Origin of the sequence: Caballeronia sp. LZ001 (assembly GCF_031450875.1) — a bacterium.
GTDB lineage: Bacteria > Pseudomonadota > Gammaproteobacteria > Burkholderiales > Burkholderiaceae > Caballeronia.
Map to the genome: position 1 here is coordinate 4535657 of NZ_JARTVX010000004.1, position 20732 is coordinate 4556388.

General features: G+C 63.0%; 20 protein-coding genes. 12 read left to right on the forward strand and 8 right to left on the reverse strand.

Going from position 1 to position 20732, the window contains the following annotated elements:
* Nucleotides 1-60: 60 nt before the first annotated feature.
* A complete protein-coding gene (locus tag P9292_RS32280; protein ID WP_244825416.1) occupies nt 61-543 on the forward strand; it encodes a GNAT family N-acetyltransferase in 483 nt (160 codons plus the stop codon).
* Here P9292_RS32280 and P9292_RS32285 read toward each other — a convergent pair.
* Complete coding sequence (locus P9292_RS32285) at nt 540-1382, reverse strand: helix-turn-helix transcriptional regulator (RefSeq protein ID WP_309843358.1); 843 nt, start codon at nt 1380-1382, stop codon at nt 540-542. The genes P9292_RS32280 and P9292_RS32285 overlap by 4 nt on opposite strands.
* Before the next feature lie 103 nt (nt 1383-1485).
* On the opposite strand from P9292_RS32285, the gene P9292_RS32290 reads away from it, so the two are divergent.
* Nucleotides 1486-1890, forward strand: a complete 405-nt coding sequence (locus P9292_RS32290; protein ID WP_250465056.1) for a gamma-glutamylcyclotransferase — start codon at nt 1486-1488, stop codon at nt 1888-1890.
* A 72-nt stretch (nt 1891-1962) separates the two neighbouring features.
* Here the strand turns inward: P9292_RS32290 and P9292_RS32295 are convergent, their stop codons facing one another.
* Both P9292_RS32295 and P9292_RS32300 read right to left on the reverse strand, forming a co-directional pair.
* Nucleotides 1963-2211 carry a hypothetical protein gene (locus P9292_RS32295; RefSeq protein WP_250492492.1) on the reverse strand — a complete coding sequence of 83 codons (249 nt, stop codon included), beginning with the start codon at nt 2209-2211 and terminating at the stop codon, nt 1963-1965.
* 295 nt (nt 2212-2506) lie between these two features.
* Nucleotides 2507-3094 carry a YdcF family protein gene (locus P9292_RS32300; protein ID WP_250492491.1) on the reverse strand — a complete coding sequence of 196 codons (588 nt, stop codon included), beginning with the start codon at nt 3092-3094 and terminating at the stop codon, nt 2507-2509.
* Nucleotides 3095-3502: 408 nt separating this feature from the next.
* Here P9292_RS32300 and P9292_RS32305 point away from each other — a divergent pair, with 408 nt between their 5' ends.
* Nucleotides 3503-3814, forward strand: coding sequence for a hypothetical protein (locus P9292_RS32305; RefSeq protein ID WP_244825411.1), 312 nt, complete (start codon nt 3503-3505; stop codon nt 3812-3814).
* Nucleotides 3815-3997: 183 nt separating this feature from the next.
* Here the strand turns inward: P9292_RS32305 and P9292_RS32310 are convergent, their stop codons facing one another.
* Together P9292_RS32310 and P9292_RS32315 are read right to left on the reverse strand one after the other, a co-directional pair.
* A complete protein-coding gene (locus P9292_RS32310; protein WP_250465050.1) occupies nt 3998-4252 on the reverse strand; it encodes a hypothetical protein in 255 nt (84 codons plus the stop codon).
* A gap of 308 nt (nt 4253-4560) precedes the next feature.
* Nucleotides 4561-4962 (reverse strand): transposase, encoded by a 402-nt coding sequence (locus P9292_RS32315; RefSeq protein ID WP_050454634.1) that lies wholly within the window; start codon nt 4960-4962, stop codon nt 4561-4563.
* Between the two features lie 423 nt (nt 4963-5385).
* Between P9292_RS32315 and P9292_RS32320 the strand changes: the two genes are divergently transcribed.
* From P9292_RS32320 to rluB, 4 genes are all read left to right on the forward strand, one after another.
* The gene (locus P9292_RS32320) at nt 5386-6288 is read left to right on the forward strand and encodes a LysR family transcriptional regulator (protein ID WP_250465070.1); all 903 of its coding nucleotides are present in this window, start codon (nt 5386-5388) and stop codon (nt 6286-6288) included.
* A 66-nt stretch (nt 6289-6354) separates the two neighbouring features.
* A complete protein-coding gene (locus tag P9292_RS32325) occupies nt 6355-7602 on the forward strand; it encodes a pyridoxal phosphate-dependent aminotransferase (RefSeq protein WP_309963001.1) in 1248 nt (415 codons plus the stop codon).
* Nucleotides 7603-7974: 372 nt separating this feature from the next.
* Nucleotides 7975-8958: an SMC-Scp complex subunit ScpB gene (gene scpB, locus P9292_RS32330; protein ID WP_250465046.1), complete on the forward strand. Its 984-nt coding sequence runs from the start codon at nt 7975-7977 to the stop codon at nt 8956-8958.
* Nucleotides 8959-9087: 129 nt separating this feature from the next.
* Entirely contained in the window at nt 9088-10989 is a 1902-nt protein-coding gene (gene rluB / locus P9292_RS32335; RefSeq protein WP_309963006.1) for a 23S rRNA pseudouridine(2605) synthase RluB, read from the forward strand.
* Between the two features lie 17 nt (nt 10990-11006).
* Here the strand turns inward: rluB and P9292_RS32340 are convergent, their stop codons facing one another.
* Nucleotides 11007-11348 (reverse strand): hypothetical protein, encoded by a 342-nt coding sequence (locus P9292_RS32340; RefSeq protein WP_309963009.1) that lies wholly within the window; start codon nt 11346-11348, stop codon nt 11007-11009.
* Between P9292_RS32340 and rimP the strand changes: the two genes are divergently transcribed.
* The 5 genes from rimP (at nt 11343) to truB (ending at nt 17785) form a co-directional block, all read left to right on the forward strand.
* Nucleotides 11343-11801: a ribosome maturation factor RimP gene (gene rimP / locus P9292_RS32345; protein ID WP_250465040.1), complete on the forward strand. Its 459-nt coding sequence runs from the start codon at nt 11343-11345 to the stop codon at nt 11799-11801. The two genes, P9292_RS32340 and rimP, sit on opposite strands and share 6 nt — an antisense overlap.
* Nucleotides 11798-13273, forward strand: coding sequence for a transcription termination factor NusA (gene nusA / locus P9292_RS32350; protein WP_244825405.1), 1476 nt, complete (start codon nt 11798-11800; stop codon nt 13271-13273). Before rimP ends, nusA begins: the two co-directional genes overlap by 4 nt.
* Nucleotides 13274-13366: 93 nt before the next feature.
* On the forward strand, nt 13367-16357 hold the full coding sequence (gene infB, locus P9292_RS32355) for a translation initiation factor IF-2 (RefSeq protein WP_309963011.1): 2991 nt from the start codon (nt 13367-13369) through the stop codon (nt 16355-16357).
* 105 nt (nt 16358-16462) lie between these two features.
* The gene (gene rbfA, locus P9292_RS32360) at nt 16463-16840 is read left to right on the forward strand and encodes a 30S ribosome-binding factor RbfA (RefSeq protein WP_244825403.1); all 378 of its coding nucleotides are present in this window, start codon (nt 16463-16465) and stop codon (nt 16838-16840) included.
* Between the two features lie 3 nt (nt 16841-16843).
* Complete coding sequence (truB, locus tag P9292_RS32365) at nt 16844-17785, forward strand: tRNA pseudouridine(55) synthase TruB (RefSeq protein WP_250465036.1); 942 nt, start codon at nt 16844-16846, stop codon at nt 17783-17785.
* A 98-nt stretch (nt 17786-17883) separates the two neighbouring features.
* Here the strand turns inward: truB and P9292_RS32370 are convergent, their stop codons facing one another.
* Both P9292_RS32370 and P9292_RS32375 read right to left on the reverse strand, forming a co-directional pair.
* Nucleotides 17884-19443, reverse strand: a complete 1560-nt coding sequence (locus P9292_RS32370) for a DHA2 family efflux MFS transporter permease subunit (protein WP_244825401.1) — start codon at nt 19441-19443, stop codon at nt 17884-17886.
* A gap of 19 nt (nt 19444-19462) precedes the next feature.
* Nucleotides 19463-20725, reverse strand: coding sequence for an HlyD family secretion protein (locus P9292_RS32375; RefSeq protein WP_244825400.1), 1263 nt, complete (start codon nt 20723-20725; stop codon nt 19463-19465).
* Nucleotides 20726-20732: the final 7 nt, after the last annotated feature.

The window sequence follows — 20732 nt, forward strand, 5'->3', positions numbered from 1 at the left end:
AACATCGATTTGTCGATTGCCAGCAGGCGCGCACTGTCATAGTGTTTAGGGCACCTCCTCGTGCCCGTCCCGCGTGCGATGCTCGACCCGACCGAAGACCTCTCTCTGTTCCAGTTGCGCCAGGCGTCGATGGCGGATTTCGCTTTCGCCGAAGCGCTCACGCACGACAACATGGTCGGCTACTATCGTCGTCACAATCTCGTGTGGCGGGGCGACCTGTTTCTGTCGAGCTGGCGCGAGTCGGAGAACTTCATCCTGCAGGCGGACGGCGTGCCTATTGGTGTCATGCGCGTGACGGAGGAAGACGACTCGCTGCATATTCGTGACGTGCAGATCGCGCAGGGCTTTCGCGGACGCGGCGCAGGCACCTTCCTGCTGAACACGGCGCATCGCTGGGCGCGTGCGCGAGGGCTCGCCGAATGCCAGTTGCGCGTATTCGTCGACAACCCCGCCGCGCGCCTGTACGTGCGTCTGGGCTATCGTCCGGCGGGACCGCGACTCGCCTTGCTCGGTTCGATCCGGCACATGGTGCGCCGCGTTTAGGCGTCGTCCATCGGGCGTTCGTCGTGGCCCGTTCCCGCATCACGCGAAAAAAACGCGCGAGGACTTTGCCCGAAAGCGCGGCGAAACATCGCCGAAAACGCGCTCTGACTTTGATAACCCAATTCCCGTGCGACTTGCGCTAGCGGTCGTCCCTGGCTCAGAAGCGGAATGGCGCGTGCGAGCACGGCCTGCTGGCGCCATTGCGAAAAGCTCACGCCGAGCTCGCGCCTGAAGAGCCGCGCGATGGTGCGCGTGCTCGCCCCGGCTTCCGACGACCATCGTTCGAGATCCGAATGCGACGGGTCGCTCAGCACGGCGTCGCAGAGCGCGCGCAGGCGCTTGTCATTGGGCATCGGCACGGAAAGCGGAAGTGGCTGCGAGCGGATGATTTCATCGAGCGCAAGCGTGCCGAGCAGCCGCTCACGCTGGCGGGAAATCGCGTCTTCGTCGAGTGCGGCGATCACCTCGCGCAGCAGCGGCGACACTTCCACCACGCGGCACGCGCCGAGGCCAGGCGGCACGACGCTGGCGTCGACGTAAAGGGTGCGTAGATACGCGTCCTCGACGATCACGACTTCATGCGTCACGTTCGGCGGCACCCAGATCGCACGGGAAGGCGGCACCATCCACGTCGAATCGGCGGTTGCCACGCGCAGCACGCCGCGTGACGTGTACGCAACCTGCGCCCACGGATGTGTATGCAGCGCGATTCGCACGCCATACGGCACGGGCCGCGAGCGCACGCGGATCGGATGATCGCGGGTCGGCGAATGTTCGACTGGAATGTCGAGGTGCTCGACATTCTCGCTGGATGGATTCGTGTCGACGAACGTAGTCATGGATCGCCTTTCGGGCGGAAGCTTGGACGGCCCGCCGGCAGCGCATTTTCGCGGGGCATAATGCGCGGATCGTTCAACGCCACGAATGGAGCGGCATTCTCCGATGCAATACGTCTTTGTGTACGGCACCCTGCGCGCGGGCGAAGCCAATGATATCAATCGCGCGGCAGAGCGCCATGATCTGGCGACACCGGAATATCTGGGCGCGGCGCACGTGCGCGGTCATCTTTTCGATTTCGGCGCTTATCCCGGACTAGTGCTCGATGACGATACCGGTGCGCCGATTCGTGGCGATATCTTTCGAATCGAAGAATCGCTTGTGCCTGTGCTCGATGAAATCGAAGAGGTGTATCCCGGTGTGGAAGGACTGTTTCGCTCGCACCGGATGCATGTCGAAGTGGAACTGGATGGCACGAGAACGCGCATCGATTGCCTGATGTACCCCGTCTCGGCGCAATCAGTTGCAGGACTACCGAAGATATCAAGCGGCGATTGGCTCGTTCGCTGATTACGCTGCGCCCGAGGTGCTCACGCACCAGAGCGCAGCGCGACAGAACTAGCCGTGCGGCCGGAAGCGAACTTACTGGCTCGAACCGGTCGTCGACTTGCCGTGCGACTTCTTGTGATGACTACCCGACTTATGCATAGGCTGCGAATGCATGCCTTGCATACTGTCTTGCTGCGACGATTGCAGAGCTTGTGCGCGCGATTCGACGTCCGCGATCTTCGCGGGATCGGTGCTCATCGTCACGCCTTGCTCGCTTTGAGCATAGGCCACCGATGCAAGCGCGCTCAACGACAACAGAACAGCCACGGACACTTTCTTCATTTTAACCTCCTGGTGACAGTTGAATCCGGGAATCGCCTGTCCGATCCGGGTATTGCCGCATAGTTCGGAGCAAAATCCAGTCCCGCATCGCACGGAGGTGCTTCGCTACCCGAACGTCTTCGGCAATGCGCTTCGGACCGTACCCATCGTAGACCCCGATTCGGGCAACGACGTGTCGAATCACGATTCCTGGCCGGCCCTCGAAAAGCCGGTGCGCGATCTTACAGGTGCGGCTCGTTGCTAGCTAGTCCTGACTAAACCTCGCGCAATCGATTCACGCATTCGGCCAGCGCCTTCAATAAAGACGCAGCCAGCGATACACCTCGAAGCGCGCCATGCCCACGAGTTCGTGCGCCGCAAGCTCGCTGTTCTCGAAGCTGCGGAAGCGGGGCAGAAGTGTGACGGAGTTATGTCGCACATCTGAAACGTAGGCCTGCGGACGATAACCGAATGCGTCGAACGCGGCCAGCGAGCGTCGCATGTGGTACGCCGACGTAATGACGATCAAATCGCTGTCATGTGCATCACCCAGAATGGCGGCGACATTACGCGCGTTCTGATAAGTGTTGAGGCTTTGATTTTCGCGGATGAGATCGCCGGGCGCGACGCCCTGCGCAAGCACGTAAGGCGCGTAATTGTCCGCTTCGGCCTGACCGTGGTTTTGCGGGTCGCCGCCGCTCAGGATCAATCGACACGACGCACCGGACGCGCGGCACTCCCGGTACAACTTCGCCGCCGCCGCAATGCGCGGGATCGAATCCGCTTTCGGGATGAGCCCCGTGCCTTCCCTGTCCGTTCCGCCGCCCATCAGAACGATGTCGGTCTTGGGTGCGAAGTCCGGCGTGATCGTCTGATCAAAGCCCTGTTGCGCCAGATTGAGCAAAGGCCCGGCGAACCATCCGCTACCGCACGCCCACGCCAAAATGACGGTGAGAACGGCAATCTGGACGCGGCGGCGTCGCCAAAGCGCAAATAATGCAAAAAAAAGCAGCAATAAAGTAAATAGAACCAATTTGATTGGGGTAACGTATTGGTTTGAGGACAATTCGTTCCGTCATCGCGGACTTCGGGAACGCATCGGCGGGTGTCGCAGTAAAGCGCGTGATTAGCGCGCTCTCAACGGGGGCTTGTAATAGAAAGCAGCACCTAACGCAAGCGGCGGCCAAACATTCGCCAGCAAGCTGATCATGCTTGGCAACGCGAAATTCGGCGCGCCGCGTTTAGTCGACGTCGCGGACCGTCTTGCGACCGTCACGAGCGTCGTCATGGCTGCACAGGAAGACAGAACGAGATGACCACGTATTCTAACGAAGCCGTACTCGAAGCACTTCGCCGAGCGCAGTATCGTCAGGTTCCCTGGGCAAAACGTCCCAAAGGTTTCGACCTTCTGCGCGCCCTCGGGCTGCTCGAACTCACGAGACAGCGCACCGTTGCGCCAGCGCCGGGCTTTCATGCACCCGTGGATATCGCTGTTGTAACCGAGCGCGGGAAAAACGAATTCAACCGGCTTTGCCGCGACGAACGTTCGATCGACTGGGACTTGAGACGCAGCGAACCTTATTCGTTCGGCGGCCAGGAAGTCGTAGTCGAGGCGAGAGCCTGAACGGCGAGTGCTTGGAGCTGAGACTGATCGGCTGACGAGCCGAGGGATCGTCGTCGTCAGTCTTGTCCGCCGGGCTTCTTCTCGGGCGTCCGGTCTTTCCCGTGGCTTCACACTGGCGCGGACGAAAAAAATCCCGTTTCGCACGGGAATGGTCCAGCACTTTGTTACGCAAACGCGCGTCCGTCAATGATGCCGTCCCTGGCTCTCCCTTTCGGAATCGGGACGCGCGCGCACATTGCTCGCGATATCGCCGCGCAGATCGCCACGCGGAGCGGGCGGCGTCACATCGCGCGTCCGGGCGATATCCTGCGGCGCGCTCATGGCCGCTCTCGTATTCAGATGCAAATCCGACCCCGGCGGCGGCCGGGCTTGCCCAGATGCCGCCGCGCTCGTCAGCGCGCCGAGCGCACCGCAAGCGAGCAGTATCGATACCTTCATGGCGAGTCCCCTCAAACCCAAACCGGGCCTGTTAGTCCACTCACCAAACTATGCTTTGCGCAGCCAACACGCTGTAAGCAATGGTAAAGAGTTGTTTCTCCGCCGTTTTAGCTGAGCCTCGCCAGTTTTTTTGGCGAGCCATACTATGACCGGCGAGAAAGGCCGGCACGCAAAGAAGGGCGTGCGCGGCGAACATTGGCGGAAGGTGATGCCTCGCGGGCCGAACGCCCGCGTGCAGGGAATGAAGCGAAACTGAGCCGAAACAGGGAATGTATGGAAATCAGCCTGCTTCGAGCGGAGCAGATAGATCAGGCCATCTTGGCCGGGGCGCGCCACGATTCCGGGTTGGTCCAGAATGCACCGCGCAGACGATCGCGGCTCGGCGGCGCGGGCGGCTTGGCTGCGCTCGAACCAATGCGTCCGCGCAGCGAGACTTCGCGGCCATTGCTCGACAAACGCTTCACGATTTCGGCAAGCGTGCCGTCCGCCTGCCATTCGTCGAAACGGCGGCGGCAAGTAGGGGGCGAAGGATAACGCCCGGGCAGCTTCGACCAGCCTTCACCCGTCGAGAGCACCCACAGCACGGCGTTGACCACCGAACGCGCTTCGACGCGCGGACGGCCGCGCCGCTCACTGCGCGCTGGCTCGGAACAGAACAAAGCCTCAACCAGCGCCCACTCGTTATCTCTCAAATCGTCGAACAGCACCATATCTCACCTCAGCGAAGCTAACCCCGGTGCGCTGCCCCGCGCCGCGCACTCTGGTCGGAATCCGATGAACGAATTACCAGGAGAGAGTCGGAACGGTGCGGCAGACGATTGTTTCTGAATGCCTCGTCGCCCGACCTCTGTGCGCAATGAAATGCGAGAACCGTGCCATGCGCGTCGCAAAATCCGGGAAACCCGCATGGCAGTAGGCTGACGCAACGCCAGCATGGCCCGTATCAGACCCGAAACGAGCCGGATAAGAAATCGGGACAATCACCAATCCTGTGCAGAGAGCCCATCCAGCGTGCGTTTTCGCAATTATGCTGCACCGCAGCGAAACGTACGTTCGGAGGATTCGGCGTGATTGCCGCCGCTATAATCCGTATGAAACGGGCTTATTGATGAACGTCGGGAATGAACGGATCGCTGAACGTGACGCTGCGCCAGTTGCGCGTCTTTATCGAGGTGTCGCGGTTGCGTAGTTTCAGCCGCGCGGGCGATGAAATCGGCCTGACGCAGTCGGCGGTCAGCCGATGCGTGCGCGAGCTGGAAGGGGAAATCGGGCTGAAGCTCATCGACCGGACGACGCGCGAAGTGCAGTTGACGGATGTCGGCGTCAATCTCGTCGGCACGGTGTCCCGGCTGATTGCCGACCTCGACTCCGCGCTCCACGAAGTGCGCGAATTGGGGCAACAAAAGCGCGGCCGGGTGATCGTCGCGGCGAGCCCGACAGTCGCGTGCCGGCTGATGCCGCGCGTGATTGCGTCGTGTCTGCGAGAATTTCCGCTCGTCACATTGATTCTGCGAGACGATGTCCAATCCGACGTGCTCCGCCAGGTCAAGTCGGGCGAAGCGGATTTCGGCGTCGTGATCGGACCTTTGGCCGACGACGCCCTTCACGGCCAGCCCGTGATGACCGATTCGTTTTGTCTCGTCGCACGCCGCGATCACCCGCTCGCGCACGAGTCTGCGGCGCCATGGGAAGCGCTCGCGGGAGAGCGGCTCGTGATGCTCGATCAGGCTTCGGGAAGCCGGCCAATCATCGATGCCGTCATGCAGCGGCACGGCGTTCAGGCGCAGGTGGTGCAGGAGCTCGGCCATCCGGCGACGGTGTTCGGACTGGTCGAGGCGGGTGTCGGCGTGAGCGTGTTGCCCTGGCTCGCGCTGCCTTTGCCCGCGAATTCCTCGTTGATCGCGCTGCCGCTGGAACCGCGCGCCGAGCGCACCGTGGAACTCGTACGACGGCGCGACCGCTCGCTGTCTCCGGCGGCGGAGTCGGTCTGGTCGCTGATCGCCGCGCTGCCTCCGCGCGCCGAGCAACTGACCTGACGGGCCGTTTGTCTCGAAAATGTGCCGGGAGCGTTAGACTGCGTTCTTTATTCGACGAGGCGTGCAATGAGTGAATCGGAAGGCGCGGTGAGCGCAGAACTGAGCGAATTGACGGGCGCGCGCCACAGCGGTGCGTCGCCTGCGCCTCATGCGCCCAACGCACGCGATGCCGTGCGGGCGTTGCGTCCGTCGCAAATTCGCGAAGTGGCGAATGCCGGCTTCGGCGTGCCGGACGTGCTGCCGTTCTGGTTCGGTGAATCGGATCGCGTGACGCCGCCGTTCATTCGCGATGCCGCGAGTCGCGCACTCGCCGATGGCGCAACGTTCTACACCCATAACCTGGGCGTCGCGTCTTTGCGCGAGGCGCTCGCGCGCTACGTCACGGCCTTGCATGGCGATACGTCGGCCGCGCACGTCGCGGTGACGAGCGCTGGCGTGAACGCGCTGATGCTGGCGGCGCAACTCGTCGTCGGCGCGGGCGATCGCGTGGTCGCGGTGACGCCGTTGTGGCCGAATCTCGTCGAGATTCCGAAGATTCTCGGCGCGAGCGTCGAAACGGTTTCGCTCGGTTACGGCGAAAACGGCTGGACGCTCGATCTTGACCGGCTGCTCGCCGCGCTCACGCCGTCGACGCGCATGCTGATGATCAACTCGCCGAACAACCCGACCGGCTGGACGATGACGCGCGATCAGCAGCGCACCGTTCTCGAGCATTGCCGCCGCCACGGCATCTGGATCGTCGCGGATGAAGTCTACGAGCGCCTGTATTACGGCGGAAACGGCAAGGTTGCGCCGTCGTTCCTCGACCTCGCATCGCGCGATGAACGCGTGATCGCCGTGAATTCGTTTTCGAAGGCCTGGCTCATGACGGGCTGGCGGCTCGGCTGGATCGTCGCGCCCGAGCGTCTCATGGACGACCTCGGCAAGCTCGTGGAATACAACACGTCGTGTGCGCCGTCGTTCGTGCAGCAGGCGGGCATCGTCGCAGTCGAGGAGGGCGAGCGTTTCACGCAATCGCTCGTCGCGGACCTGCACGCGAGTCGCGATCATCTGGTCAAGGCGCTGCAGACCATCGACGGCGTCGACGTGCGCGCGCCGGACGGTGCGATGTACCTGTTCTTCTCGCTGCCCGGCGCGTCGCGCAGTCTCGAGCTTTGCAAGTCGCTGGTGCGCGACGCCGGTCTCGGGCTTGCGCCCGGCAGCGCGTTTGGTGAAGAGGGCGAAGGCTTCGTGCGCTGGTGCTACGCGTGCGATCCCGCGCGGCTCGACAAGGGCGTCGAGCGTTTGCGCGTCTTTCTTTCGACGCGCGTCTGAGGTCGAGGATCTCGGCGGCGCGCGAAGTAAGGAGCGCGCCGATTGCGTGTTCGCCTGTATTCATCTTTACGCACCGGTTCTTTTTGCGTAATATGGCGCTCAGTCATGCGCTTTCATCCAGGAAAGCGCCACCTCGTCCGGCTGGATGGCCCGGCGCTTCGCTCGATCGAACGCCCGATATCGCCTCTCCCCGGTGCGTGCTCCCAGTCAATATGACCGACCAAAATCGGGCGAGCGCGTCTTGAAACTCAGCGTCCAGCTTTATCGTCCGCACCGTTTCGGTGGCGTTCGAACCTGCGCAAGTCCGGTTTGAATCGAATCATTGGCCGTTCATTGACCACTCATTGACCATTTAGGGTTGACCCAAGCTGCATGAATACTCAAGAGGCGAAGATCGTCCTCGAGACTGCATTGATTTGCGCGCAGGAACCGCTGCGACTGAGTGAATTGCGCAAGCTGTTCGCCGACGACGTATCGGCGGATACCCTTCGCACGCTGCTCGAAGGCCTTCAGGCCGACTGGTCGGGCCGCGGCGTCGAATTGGTCGCGCTCGCAACGGGCTGGCGCTTTCAAAGCAAGCCGGCGATGCGGACTTATCTCGACCGCTTGCATCCGGAAAAGCCGCCGAAGTATTCGCGCGCCGTGCTTGAAACGCTTGCGATCATTGCTTACCGGCAGCCAGTAACGCGTGGCGATATCGAAGAGATTCGCGGCGTGACCGTCAACACGCAAGTGGTAAAGCAGCTAGAGGATCGGAGCTGGATCGAAGTGATCGGCCATCGCGACGTGCCCGGACGTCCGGCGCTCTACGCCACGACGAAGCAGTTTCTGGATGACCTCGGGCTGACCGCGCTCGATGAATTGCCCGCGCTGGATAATCCGTCGGCGCAACTGGAAGCGTCGTTGTTGTCGCAGCATTCGATCGAGTTTCCGGATCGCGTTGCCGGCGATACACCGCCCACAGCCAGCATTGCGGATGAATCGACTGCCGCCGGGGAACATCCCGCAAGTGCGCCAGTCAACCCGAATGAAGTGTCCGAGTCCGTCATCGCGCTCACCGAGCCGGTGCAGCCCGCGGACGTAACCGCGGCACAGCCTGAAGCAACACCCGAAAGCGCCGACGCGAGTGACTCCCGCGATGCCGGTCCGGACGCCGCAATTCACGCGCAGCCACTGAGAGCCGCGCCTGAACTGCACGCGCATCCCGACGGCACGCAAGCGCACGAAGTCGACGATTCAGCCGTTCCCGCTCCGCCCGATGGCGCGCAAGACGGCCATGAACGGGACACGCGTGCATTGAACGACTTCGCTTCGGATGACGACGACTCCGAAGAACCTACGGCGCGCCGCGCCTGACGCAATTTTGCATGGCCCCTGATCCGCTTCGGCTCGCCAAAATGATCATTTCGAGACGACCGGCCGAACCGATCAGCGGAAATTTTTGACGCGCCTCACGAGACGCGCGATTCGACATTTGAGGTTGTTTTGACACATTCCCACGACAGCGATTCGCCTGATTCCGCGCGCCCCGTGCACGCCGCGGACGCCCATGAACCGGCCGACGCCGGCGAACGCACGCGCAGCGACGAGAATGGCGAAGGCGACGATCGTCCGCGCCGCGGCCTGCGCCGCGGGCCACGCAGTCTGATCGCGCGGCGCCGCGCTGTCGCCAAGACCAAGGGCGCCGAAGGCGCGCCGGGTTCACCCGACACCGCGACCGAGGCGACGCCGGATGGCGTCGTCGCGGAACCGGTCGCAAAGCCGCGCAAGGAAGCGGGCAACCGCGCGCCGCGCGCCAACGCGGCAAAGGGCGGCCGCAGGAATCCGCGCCGTGAATCGGCGGAAGCCGGCGCAAGCGAACCGGTCGATGCAACCGAGGCGCCCGTCGCCGCCGATGCCGCGCCTCAAGCCGCGCCGCGCGAAGGCGGCCGGCGCAAGAATCCGCAGCAAGCGCGCGGCAAGCGTGCCGAAGCCGCACCGGCAACGGGCGAGCGCGCCGCAGCCGCCAATGTCGACGACGTTTTCGCCTACGTCACGTCCCCCGCCTTCGACGCCGACAACGGCGCGAGCGGCGTGCGCGCGCCGATGCTCCGCCGTGGCCGCAACGCGCCCCAGCAAAAGCGCGTGCTCGAACCGGACGACGACGCGCCCAAGCTGCACAAGGTTCTTGCAGATGCCGGCATGGGTTCGCGGCGCGACATGGAAGAATTGATCATCGCGGGCCGTGTATCGGTGAACGGCGAGCCGGCGCATATCGGCCAGCGCATCATGCCGACCGATCAGGTGCGTATCAACGGCAAGCCGCTCAAGCGCAAGCTGGCGAGCAAACCGCCGCGCGTCTTGCTCTATCACAAGCCGACAGGCGAAATCGTCAGTCACGCCGACCCGGAAGGCCGCGCGTCCGTGTTCGACAAGCTGCCGTCGATGAAAACCGCCAAGTGGCTCGCGGTCGGCCGCCTCGACTTCAATACCGAAGGCTTGCTGCTGCTTACCACCTCGGGCGATCTGGCGAACCGCTTCATGCATCCGCGCTATAGCGTCGAGCGCGAATACGCGGTGCGCGTGGTCGGCCAGTTGTCGGAAGGGATGAAGCAGAAGCTTTTAAAGGGCGTCGAACTCGACGACGGTCCCGCGAACTTCCTGCGCATTCAAGATGGTGGCGGCGAAGGCACGAATCACTGGTATCACGTCGCGCTGGCCGAAGGCCGCAATCGCGAAGTGCGCCGCATGTTCGAAGCCGCGGGCTTGATGGTCAGCCGCCTGATCCGCACGCGTCACGGTCCGATCGCGTTGCCGCGCGGTCTCAAGCGTGGCCGCTGGGAAGAGCTCGAAGATAACCAGGTGCGCAGCCTGCTCGCGGCGGTGGGTCTCAAGCTGCCGACCGAAGAAAAGGGTGGCCGTAGTTCCGCACCGCGCGTGCAGCCCGATCCGATGCAGACGTCGATGGGCATCATCACGCGTGAGCCGGTGCTGATGTCGCATGCGCGCATCGCGCAGTCGCAAACGCCGGGACGCAACGGCGGCGGTCGGCGCGGCGCGGCGGGCGGCATGTCGGGCGGCTTCGGCATGGGCGGCGCGGGTGCTGGTTTTGGCGGCGGCCCGGGCAACCGGAGCGGCAATGGCACAGGCCGACGCAACGGCGCCGAGGCTAACGGCAACCGCGCGGGCGGCGGCGAGGCTAACGGCAATCGCGCACCGGGCGGCCGTGGCGGTCCTCGCGGCGCGCGTCCTCAAAGTGGTGCGCCGGGCGCGGCGGGTCCGGCCAAGCGAGCCGCGAATGGCAACGGTCCGCGCGGCAATCGTCCGGGCGGCCAGCAAAACGCGGGACAAGGCAAGCCGGGCGGTCCGGCGCGCGGCGGTCCGCGAAATCGGACGCGCGGGCGCTAGCCGTCATTGAATCCGCGTCATTGCGGGATTCGCAAGTAACGGTCGACAGGCTTCATGGCGTCGACCGTTTTTTGCAAATGCAAGCCAAAAAGTCTGTCTTTCGGCACGAAACGAGCCTGAACGGGCCGTCTACGTTTGCGTTTATCCCGAAAAATGGCTAAAATCACAAAGTCGCTGGGCACGTAGTTTTTCTCTCTGCCCTGAGTGCGATCTCGGTTGAAGAAGATGGGCGTTGCGCCCATTTTTTTTTGGCTTTTCGGTTCGGCATCTCGGGGAAGAAGGGTGCGCGCCCGCTTATGGCGCATGCCCGCAGGTGTTGTCGGCGTGGAGCGCGCGAACACCTTGGAGTGACTGTGCAACTGACGGAACTGATTGAAACCACGGTCTCGGGCTTAGGCTACGAGCTTGTCGATCTCGAGCGTTCGGGAGGCGGCATGCTGCGTATATATATCGACCATCCGGGCGGTATCGCCATCGAGGACTGCGAGAAAGTCACACGCCAGCTCCAGTATGTGCTCGAAGTCGAGAATATCGATTACGACCGGCTCGAAGTCTCGTCGCCGGGTCTCGACCGTCCGCTCAAGAAGCTGGCGGATTTCGAACGCTTCGCGGGGAGCGAAGTCGTCATCACATTGAAAAAGCCGTTGGACGGGCGCAAGTCGTACCGTGGCATTTTGCATGCCCCCGACGGCGACACGATCGGTTTGGAATTTGAAGGGAAGGACGGCGCCGCGATGCTCGATTTCACGCTCGCGGACCTCGACAAAGCACGTCTCGTCCCCAAAGTTGACTTTAGGAGCCGCAAACAATGAGTCGCGAAGTTTTGATGCTGGCGGATGCGCTGGCGCGCGAAAAGAACGTCAACAAGGACGTGGTGTATGCAGCCCTGGAGGCTGCGCTTGCATCGGCAACGAAAAAGCTGTTCGAGGAAGACGTCGACATTCGCGTGGCGATCGACCGTGAAAGCGGCGAGCACGAAACCTTCCGCCGCTGGCGCGTGGTGCCGGACGAGGCCGGCCTGCAAGAGCCGGATCAGGAAATCCTGCTGTTCGAAGCGAAGGAGCAACAGCCCGACGCGCAGGTGGACGACTTCATCGAAGAACCGATTCCGTCCATCGAGTTCGGCCGTATCGGCGCCCAGGCAGCGAAGCAAGTCATCCTGCAGAAAGTGCGCGATGCCGAGCGCGAGCAAATTTTGAACGACTTCCTCGAGCGCGGCGAAAAGATTATGACCGGCTCGGTCAAGCGTTTGGACAAGGGTAATTTCATCGTCGAATCCGGTCGCGTGGAAGCGCTGCTGCGCCGTGACCAATTGATTCCGAAGGAAAACTTGCGGGTGGGCGACCGTGTGCGCGCGTACATCGCCAAGGTCGACCGCACGGCGCGCGGCCCGCAAATCGAGCTTTCGCGCACTGCGCCCGAGTTTCTGATGAAACTGTTCGAGCTGGAAGTGCCGGAAATCGAGCAAGGCCTGCTGGAGATCAAGGCGGCCGCGCGCGATCCTGGCGTGCGTGCGAAAATCGGGGTGATCGCCTATGACAAGCGTATCGACCCGATCGGCACTTGCGTCGGCATCCGCGGTTCGCGCGTGCAGGCCGTACGCAACGAGCTTGGTGGCGAGAACGTGGACATCGTGCTATGGTCGGAAGACCCCGCCCAGTTCGTGATCGGCGCTCTCGCGCCGGCAGCCGTCCAGTCGATTGTCGTGGATGAAGAAAAGCATTCGATGGACGTCGTCGTAGACGAAAACGAACTCGCGGTTGCCATCGGCCGAAGCGGCCAGAACGTTCGACTCGCCAGCGAGCTCACCGGCTGGCAGATCAACATCATGACGCCGGACGAATCGGCGCTGAAGCAGAACGAAGAACGTGGCAAGTTGCGCGATCTGTTCATGGCGCGTCTGGATGTGGACGAGGAAGTCGCCGACATCCTGATCGACGAAGGCTTTACGAGCCTCGAAGAAATCGCGTACGTGCCGCTCAACGAAATGCTCGAGATCGAAGCCTTCGACGAAGACACGGTGCACGAACTGCGTAACCGTTCGCGCGACGCGTTGCTGACCATGGCGATCGCCAATGAAGAGAAGGTCGAAGGCGTCGCGCTCGATCTGAAGAGTCTCGAAGGAATGGACAACGAGCTTCTCGCGAAGCTCGCTGAACACCAGATCCAGACCCGCGACGAACTCGCGGAGCTGGCTGTGGATGAACTGGTCGAAATGACCGGTGTGGAAGAGGATGCCGCTAAGGCGTTGATCATGAAAGCACGTGAACACTGGTTCCAGTGAGAAATGACCATGGCGCACTGATATTTGGCGGCCGGTTTGGCCGCGTGACCCCGATCTAACCGCAAGGATATGTCCTTGCATCAAGAGGAATGAATGGCGAGTAACAACGTAGCCCAATTTGCCGCGGAACTCAAAATGCCTGCGGGCGTCCTGCTCGAGCAGTTGCAGGCGGCTGGCGTCCAGAAAGCAAGCGCGAACGACGACCTGTCCGAGACGGACAAGGCGCGTCTGCTCGATCATTTGCGCAAGTCGCACGGTTCCGCCGACGCCGACAAGCGCAAGATCACTTTGACCCGCCGGCATACGTCGGAGATCAAGCAATCTGACGCAACGGGTAAAGCTCGCACCATTCAGGTCGAGGTGCGCAAGAAGCGTGTATTCATGAAGCGCGACGAGGCCGGCGTGGAACAAGCCGCCGAGGCGCCCGCTCCGGTCGAGGAAGAAGTCGACGAAGCCGAATTGCAGCGCCGCGAGGAAGAAGCGCGTCGCGCCGCCGAGCAGCTCGAGCGCGAAGAGCGCGAGCTGAAGGAGCGTCAGGCTCAGCTCGAACGCGAGGAAAGCGAGCGTCGTCAGCGTGAGGAAGCGGCTGAAGCCGAGCGTCGTCGTCAGGAAGACGAAGCGGCGCGCCGTGCGGCTGCTGCCGCGCAGGCAGCGGAAATCTCGCGCGCGGCATCGGCTGCGCGTCAGGAAGCGCGCACGCCGCCGACGGTCGATGCAAAGGCTGAAGTGAAGCCCGAGCCGAAGGTCGACGACACCGCGCAACGCGAAGCCGCCGAAAAGGCTGCGGAAGAGAAGGCTGCCAGCGAGCGCGCCGCGCAACGCGAAGCCGCCAAGAAGGCGGAGGACGCCGCGCGCGCCGCTGCTGAAAAAACGCGTGTCGAACAGGAACAGATCGCGAAGCGTCGCGCGGCAGCGGAAGCCGAGGCACGCGCCATCCGCGAGATGATGAACACGCCGCGCAAGGCGCAGGTAAAGGCGCCGGAGCCGGCGCCCGTGGTCGCCAAGCCGGCCGAAGCAGCCAAGGCTGCGGAAGCGAAGGGCACGCTGCACAAGCCGGCGCGTCCGGAAGGCGCGACGGCGGCACGTCCTGCCGTGGCGAAGAAGCCGGCAGCGGGCGGCACGGCGGCACACGCCACGACCGCACCCGCGGGCGACAAGAAGAAGGCCGGCGGCAAGGGCGGCTGGCAGGACGACGCGTCCAAGCGGCGTGGCATCAAGACGCGCGGTGACACGAGCGGCGGCGTAGATCGCGGCTGGCGCGGTGGCCCGAAAGGTCGCGGCAAGCATCAGGAACAGACCACGTTTCAGGCGCCGACCGAGCCGATCATCCGTGAAGTGCACGTGCCGGAAACCATCTCGGTGGCCGATCTCGCGCACAAGATGGCGGTGAAGGCGTCCGAAGTCATCAAGATCATGATGAAGCTCGGCCAGATGGTCACGATCAACCAAGTGCTGGATCAGGAAACGGCGATGATCATCGTCGAGGAACTGGGCCATCGCGCGGTCGCGGCGAAGCTGGACGATCCGGAAGCGCTGCTGGTCGAAGGCGAAACCACGGAAGAAACGGCAGAGCGTCTGCCGCGTCCGCCGGTCGTCACCGTCATGGGTCACGTCGACCACGGCAAGACCTCGCTCCTGGACTACATCCGTCGCGCCAAGGTGGCGGCGGGCGAAGCGGGCGGCATCACGCAGCATATCGGCGCATATCACGTCGAAACGCCGCGTGGCGTCATCACCTTCCTCGACACGCCGGGTCACGAGGCCTTCACGGCCATGCGTGCGCGCGGTGCGAAGGCAACCGACATCGTCATTCTGGTCGTCGCGGCCGACGACGGCGTGATGCCGCAAACGAAGGAAGCCATCGCCCACGCGAAGGCGGGTGGCGTGCCTATCGTGGTGGCGATCAACAAGATCGACAAGCCGGAAGCCAATTCCGACCGCGTGAAGCAGGAACTCGTCGCGGAAGGCGTGGTGCCGGAGGAGTACGGCGGCGATTCCCCGTTCATCGAAGTGTCGGCGAAAACCGGCAAGGGTATCGACGACCTTCTGGAAAACGTGTCGCTGCAGGCCGAAGTGCTGGAACTGAAGGCACCGATCGACGCACCGGCCAAGGGTCTCGTGATCGAAGCCAAGCTCGACAAGGGCAAGGGTCCGGTCGCAACCATCCTGGTGCAGTCGGGCACGCTGAATCGCGGCGACGTGGTTCTGGCGGGCAGCGCGTACGGTCGCGTTCGCGCCATGCTGGACGAAACCGGCAAGCCGACCAAGACGGCGGGTCCGTCGATCCCGGTGGAAATCCAGGGTCTGTCGGAAGTGCCGGCTGCGGGCGAAGAAGTCATCGTGCTGCCGGACGAGCGCAAGGCGCGCGAAATCGCGCTGTTCCGTCAAGGCAAGTTCCGCGACGTCAAGCTCGCCAAGCAACAGGCCGCGAAGCTCGAGAACATGCTGGAGCAAATGGGCGAAGGCGAAGTGCAGAATCTGCCGCTCATCGTCAAGGCCGACGTGCAGGGTTCGCAGGAAGCGCTGGTGCAATCGCTGCAAAAGCTTTCGACCAACGAAGTGCGCGTGCAGATCGTGCACAGCGCGGTCGGCGCGATCAGCGAGTCGGACGTCAATTTGGCGACGGCTTCAAAGGCGGTCATCATCGGCTTCAACACGCGTGCGGATGCGCAAGCCCGCAAGCTGGCGGAATCCAACGGCATCGACATTCGCTACTACAACATCATCTATGACGCTGTGGATGAAGTGAAGGCGGCAATGTCCGGCATGCTCTCGCCGGAAAAGCGCGAAACGGTTACGGGTATGGTCGAGGTGCGCCAGGTCATCCGCGTGCCGAAGATCGGCCTTATCGCAGGTTGTATGGTCACGGACGGCGTGGTCAAGCGTTCCTCTTCGGTGCGCGTGATTCGCAACAACGTCGTGATCCACACCGGCGAACTCGACTCGCTCAAGCGTTTCAAGGACGACGTCAAGGAAGTGCGTCAGGGCTTCGAGTGCGGTATCTCGATGAAGAACTTCAACGACATCGTCGAAGGCGACCAGCTGGAAGTCTTCGAAGTGACCGAAGTGGCTCGTACGCTGTAAAGCGGTAACTTGCAGCGAGCCGCCAAGGCGAGAGGGCGGAGCGGGCCGCGCGGCTCGCTCCGCCCTTTTTCTTTTGTGCGGCGCGCGACGAATACGGAAAACATCATGGCTAAAAAACGTACTTCCCCGAATCGCAACGTGCAGATCGCCGATCAGATTCAGCGCGATCTCTCCGAGTTGATGCGCGAGGTGAAAGATCCGCGCATCGGCATGGTGACGATGCAGAGCGTCGAACTCACGCCCGATTACGCGCATGCGAAGGTCTATTTCACGACGCTCACCGGCGACCCGAAGGAAACCGAGGAAGCGTTGAACCACGCGGCCGGGCATCTTCATAACCAATTGTTCAAGCGCCTGCACATTCATACGGTGCCGACGCTGCACTTTCACTACGACCAGACGATCGAGAAAGCCGTGGAGATGTCGCGTCTGATCGACGAAGCGAACGCCTCGCGCGCCAAAGACGACGAAGAAGGCGCCTGAGCGATGAGCGGTGCAACGAAGGACTCGCCGCGCCCGAAGATTGCCCGGCGCGCGCTAGATGGCGTGTTGCTGCTGGACAAGCCGCTCGGTTTGTCCAGCAACGACGCGCTCATCAAGGCGAAGCGGCTTTTTCTCGCGAAGAAGGCGGGACACACGGGTACGCTCGATCCCCTCGCGACAGGCTTGCTGCCGCTTTGTTTCGGTGAAGCAACCAAGTTTTCGCAGGATTTGCTCGAAGCCGACAAGACCTACGAAGCGACGATGCGCCTCGGTATGCGCACGACGACCGGCGACGCGGAAGGCGAAGCCATCGACGAGCGCGCGGTGACGTGCGACGAAGCGGCTGTGCGAGATGCCATGACGCGCTTTCTCGGCGAGATCGTGCAAATTCCACCGATGTATTCCGCGCTCAAACGTGACGGCAAGCCGCTCTACGAATACGCGCGCGCGGGACAGACCGTGGAGCGCGAAGGGCGCAACGTCACCATCCACGCGTTGGAGATGATCGCGTGTGCGTTGCCGCTCGTCACGTTTCGCGTGACCTGCAGCAAGGGCACGTATGTACGCACCCTGGCTGAGGATATCGGCGAGACGTTGGGATGCGGCGCGCATCTGACGGCGTTGCGGCGGACGGGCGTGGGCGCGTTGACGCTCGACCATGCGGTGACGCTCGATGCATTGGCGAACATCGACGAAATCGCGCGCGATGCGTGGCTTCAGCCGGTGGATGCGCTGCTATCGACGTTCCCGGAAGTGCGTCTGGACGACGATGCCACCCGGCGTTTTTTGCATGGCCAGCGCCTCAAGCTGTCGGATGTATCGACGGACATGCTCGAAGCGGGCCGCGTGCGCGTGTACACGCAAGAAGGCGGACGGCTGCTTGGCGTGGCGAAAGCGGGCGAGGGCGTGCTTGCGCCGGAACGGTTGATCGTCACGGCGGGCTGAGCGAGTCAGCGACGCCAGACTTGCAACCTGCGCAACGAAAAAAAGCCCAGACGAGAAGTCTGGGCTTTTTTACGTCCGTGCCAAACGAACCGCAACGATCAATGCGCCGCCGATGCCGCCGCCGCTGAATCTCCGCCGCCGGAGCGTTCGGGCTTCGTGATCCAGATCAATGCGATCAGCGCGACGAAAATCCCCGCCGAGATATAGAACATGTCGTTCACGCCGAGCTGCGCGGCCTGCTGCGTCGCCATGCTGTTGAATAGACCGTAAGTCTGATCGTGCGAATAGCCGATTGCGCCCATCTGCTGCATCGAATTGGTGAAGTTCGGATTGAACGAATTCGCCTGCTCCACCAGTTGCACGTGATGAACGATCGACCGATGCTCCCAGGCCGTCGAAAAAATCGACGTGCCGATACCGCCGCACATGATCCGCACGAAGTTCGACAAGCCCGACGCCGCCGGAATGCGATGCCCCGGCAAACCCGACAGCGTGATCGACACCAGCGGAATGAAGAAGCCCGCCATCGCGATACCCTGAATCAGCGTGGGCAGCGTGAGCGACCAGGTATCGACGCCCGTGGTGTAGCGCGAACGCATCCAGAAGCACAGCGCGAACACGAGAAACGCGGCGGTTGCAATCCGGCGCGGGTCGGTGCGCGGCAGGAATTTGCCCGTGATCGGCGAGAGCAGCACCGCGAACAATCCGACGGGCGCCATCACGAGCCCGGCGTCGGTGGCCGTGTAGCCGATCACCGTTTGCAGCCACAGCGGCAACAACACGAGATTGCCGAAGTAGAGTCCATAGCCGACCGAGAGCGCAATGGTCCCGCCCGAGAAGTTGCGCAGCGCGAACAACGACAGATCGACGACCGGATGCTCCGCCGTCAGCTCCCACACGATGAAGAACGCGAACGCGATCACCGCGACCAGTGCGAGCACGACGATGGTCGTCGAATTGAACCAGTCGAGATCCTTGCCCTTGTCGAGCATGATCTGCAGCGAGCCGACCCAGACTACGAGCAAGCCGAGCCCGACCGAATCGATGGGCGCTTTACGGATGGCGGAATCGCGGTCGCGGAAAATCATGAACGTCGCGATGGCCGCAATGAAGCCGACCGGAATGTTCACGTAGAAGATCCACGGCCATGAGATGTTGTCCGAGATCCAGCCGCCGAGAATCGGCCCGGCGACAGGCGCAATGAGCGTGGTCATCGACCACATGGATAACGCGATGGGCGCTTTCTCGCGCGGGTAGCTCGCGAGCAGGAGCGTTTGCGACAGCGGGATCATCGGGCCGGCGACCGCGCCTTGCAGCACGCGCGCGGCGAGCAGGAAGGGCAGCGTCGGCGCGAGTCCGCACAGCCATGAAGCGATCACGAAGAGAATGATCGAGCCGAGAAACAGCTTCACTTGCCCGATGCGCTGCGTGAGCCAGCCGGTGAGCGGCACCGAGATGGCGTTGGCGACCGCGAACGACGTGATGACCCACGTGCCCTGATCGGACGAGACGCCGAGATCGCCCGAGATCGACGGAATCGAGACGTTCGCGATCGACGTGTCGAGCACGTTCATGAATACGGCGAGCGACACGGCGATCGTCCCGATGACGAGCTTCCCGCCCGTCAACGGCGGATGAACGACGTTGGCTTGAGACATCGATGAGGTCCGTGTCCGCTTACATCAGCTTGGCGGCCGAGGCGGACTTCGCCGCCGCGCCGTTGCCGCGCGAGGACGAAGCGCCCGACGAAGCCTGCGGACCATTGCCCGCGTTCTGCTGGATGATGCGCGCGATTTCCTGATCGGCCTGATCGCCGTACTTGTCGAACACGTTGGTCTGATAAACCGTGTTCGGCGCCTGGCCGAGCTGGCCGCCTTGTTCATCCTTGATGGTCACGTCGACATCCATCGACAGGCCGATACGCAACGGATGCTGCTCCAGTTCCTTCGGATCGAGCGCGATACGCACCGGCAGCCGTTGCACCACCTTGATCCAGTTGCCGGTCGCGTTCTGGGCGGGCAAAAGCGAGAAGGCCGAACCCGTGCCGGCCGAGAAGCCGACGACCTTGCCGTGATAGACCACGCTCGAACCGTACAGGTCGGCCGTCAGATCGACCGGCTGGCCAATGCGCATGTGCTTGAGCTGCACTTCCTTGAAGTTGGCATCGACCCACACGCCGTTGAGCGGCACGATGGCCATCAGCGGATTGCCCGGCGCCACGCGCTGGCCGACCTGCACCGAACGCTTCGCGACATAGCCCGTCACCGGCGCGGGCAGCGTGTTGCGCGCGTAGTTGATGTACGCGTCGCGCACCTTGGCGGCGGCGGCGAGCACGTTCGGGTGATCGGCGATCGTCGTGTTCGAGGTCAGCGAACGGTTCGACGCGAGTTCCTGCTGGGCCGAATCGAGCGCCGCCTGCGCGCCGCGCACGGCGTCGCGAGCGTGCGAGATTTCTTCCAGCGATACCGCGCCCGTTTGCGCGACCGTCATGCGGCGGCGCAAATCGTCCTGGGCACGCGAGAGGTCGGAGCGACGCAGCGCGATCTGCGCTTCGTACTGGTTGTTGTTGACGAAGAAGGTGCGTACCTGACGCACGGTCTGCGCGAGATTCGCTTCCGCCTGATCGAGCGCGACCTTCGAGTCGGCGGGATCGAGCGCGACGAGCGGGTCGCCGACCTTCACCGTCTGGGTATCGTCCGCGTTCACCGAAATGACCGTGCCAACCACTTGCGGCGTGATTTGCACGACGTTGCCGTTCACGTAGGCGTCGTCGGTGGACTCGTGAAAGCGCGCGACGAGGAAGTAGTAAAGGCCGTACGCCACGGCGGCGATGATGACGACGAGCACGATCAGCGTCATGAGCACGCGGCGTTTGCCGTTGCGCTGCTTGGGCGCGGGAGCGGCGGCGGCTGCGGCGGCGTTTTGTTGAGGGTCGCTCATTGAAGGC

Excerpts from the sequence above, each read along its gene's own strand:
- P9292_RS32285 (WP_309843358.1), bottom strand. The coding sequence starts at position 1,382 with ATGACTACGTTCGTCGACACGAATCCATCCAGCGAGAATGTCGAGCAC.
- P9292_RS32290 (WP_250465056.1), top strand. The coding sequence starts at position 1,486 with ATGCAATACGTCTTTGTGTACGGCACCCTGCGCGCGGGCGAAGCCAAT.
- P9292_RS32295 (WP_250492492.1), bottom strand. The coding sequence starts at position 2,211 with ATGAAGAAAGTGTCCGTGGCTGTTCTGTTGTCGTTGAGCGCGCTTGCA.
- P9292_RS32305 (WP_244825411.1), top strand. The coding sequence starts at position 3,503 with ATGACCACGTATTCTAACGAAGCCGTACTCGAAGCACTTCGCCGAGCG.
- P9292_RS32310 (WP_250465050.1), bottom strand. The coding sequence starts at position 4,252 with ATGAAGGTATCGATACTGCTCGCTTGCGGTGCGCTCGGCGCGCTGACG.
- P9292_RS32315 (WP_050454634.1), bottom strand. The coding sequence starts at position 4,962 with ATGGTGCTGTTCGACGATTTGAGAGATAACGAGTGGGCGCTGGTTGAG.
- P9292_RS32325 (WP_309963001.1), top strand. The coding sequence starts at position 6,355 with ATGAGTGAATCGGAAGGCGCGGTGAGCGCAGAACTGAGCGAATTGACG.
- scpB (WP_250465046.1), top strand. The coding sequence starts at position 7,975 with ATGAATACTCAAGAGGCGAAGATCGTCCTCGAGACTGCATTGATTTGC.
- nusA (WP_244825405.1), top strand. The coding sequence starts at position 11,798 with ATGAGTCGCGAAGTTTTGATGCTGGCGGATGCGCTGGCGCGCGAAAAG.
- infB (WP_309963011.1), top strand. The coding sequence starts at position 13,367 with ATGGCGAGTAACAACGTAGCCCAATTTGCCGCGGAACTCAAAATGCCT.
- rbfA (WP_244825403.1), top strand. The coding sequence starts at position 16,463 with ATGGCTAAAAAACGTACTTCCCCGAATCGCAACGTGCAGATCGCCGAT.
- truB (WP_250465036.1), top strand. The coding sequence starts at position 16,844 with ATGAGCGGTGCAACGAAGGACTCGCCGCGCCCGAAGATTGCCCGGCGC.
- P9292_RS32370 (WP_244825401.1), bottom strand. The coding sequence starts at position 19,443 with ATGTCTCAAGCCAACGTCGTTCATCCGCCGTTGACGGGCGGGAAGCTC.
- P9292_RS32375 (WP_244825400.1), bottom strand. The coding sequence starts at position 20,725 with ATGAGCGACCCTCAACAAAACGCCGCCGCAGCCGCCGCCGCTCCCGCG.